This window comes from Streptomyces milbemycinicus (assembly GCF_002154605.1).
Classification (GTDB): domain Bacteria; phylum Actinomycetota; class Actinomycetes; order Streptomycetales; family Streptomycetaceae; genus Streptomyces; species Streptomyces milbemycinicus.
Map to the genome: position 1 here is coordinate 1 of NZ_MUNE01000511.1, position 1,170 is coordinate 1,170.

2 protein-coding genes are annotated in these 1,170 nt (G+C 70.3%); both read right to left on the reverse strand.

What is annotated here, in order from left to right; all coding sequences use genetic code 11:
* The coding region (locus CCN51_RS35950) for a cation:proton antiporter (RefSeq protein WP_211303279.1) at nt 1-630 on the reverse strand (630 nt) is incomplete at its 3' end.
* A gap of 3 nt (nt 631-633) precedes the next feature.
* Entirely contained in the window at nt 634-1,125 is a 492-nt protein-coding gene (locus CCN51_RS35955) for a cation:proton antiporter regulatory subunit (protein WP_014175103.1), read from the reverse strand.
* Nucleotides 1,126-1,170: the final 45 nt, after the last annotated feature.

Consider the following 1,170-nt stretch of genomic DNA (forward strand, 5'->3'; position numbering starts at 1 on the left):
GACGAAGCGCGAGATGAGCCGGCCGTAGCGCACGGCGAGGAAGAGCACCAGACCGGCCACGCCGAGCGCGATGGCCAGGGTGATGCTGCCCGCCGCCAGGCTCACCCCCGCCAGCAGGGCGGTGATGATCGGCAGATAGACGGCCATGGCCAGGTCTTCGAGGACCAGGATGGACAGGATGACCGGGGTCTCGCGGTTGCCGAGGCGGCCCAGGTCGCCCAGGACCTTGGCGATGACGCCGGACGAGGAGATCCAGGTGACCCCGGCCAGCACCACCGCGGCCACCGGGCCCCAGCCCAGCAGCAGCGCCATCACGGCGCCCGGCAGCGCGTTGAGCGCGGCGTCGACCAGCCCGGCCGGGTACTGGGTCTTGAGATTGCTGACCAGGTCGCTGGCGGTGTATTCGAGCCCGAGCATGAGCAGCAGCAGAATCACGCCGATCTCGGCGCCGATCGCCACGAACTCCTCACTGGCCCCCAGGGGCAGCAGACCACCCTCGCCGAAGGCGAGACCGGCCAGCAGATACAGCGGGATCGGGGAGAACTGAAAACGTCCGGCCAGCCGGCCCAGCAGGCCAAGGCCCAGGATGACCGCACCGAACTCGATCAGGAAAACAGCGGAGGAGTGCACGGTTCACTCCCGCCCGAGTATCGCCGCGGCCGTCTCCACGCCTTCGCGGGTGCCGATCACGATCAGGGTGTCGCCGCCGGCCAGCCGGAAGTCCGGCGTCGGGGAGGGGATCGCTTCCGCGCGGCGCAGCACCGCCACGATCGAGGCGCCGGTCTCGGTGCGCATCCGCGTCTCGCCCAGGACCCGCCCGTTCCAGTACGAGACCGACGACAGCTCGACGCGCTCGGCCACCAGCCCCAGCTCCGTCGTGGACAGCAGCGCCGGGCTGTGGTGGGAGGGCATCAGCGCGTCGATGACCGCCTCCGCCTCCTTCGCCGTCAGCCGCACCGACATGGCGCACTCGTCGGGATCGTCCTCGTGATACGAGCTCAGGGTCCGCCCGCCGTCACGATGCGCGACCACCGACAGTCGGCGGTGCTCGCGCGTGGTCAGGTCGTAACGGACACCGATTCCGGGCAACGGCGTGCTGCTGATCCGCGGAGCGCCCACGGCCATCCTTCCGTCGTATGTGCCACTTACCGGTGGACGTACGGCGGCCGG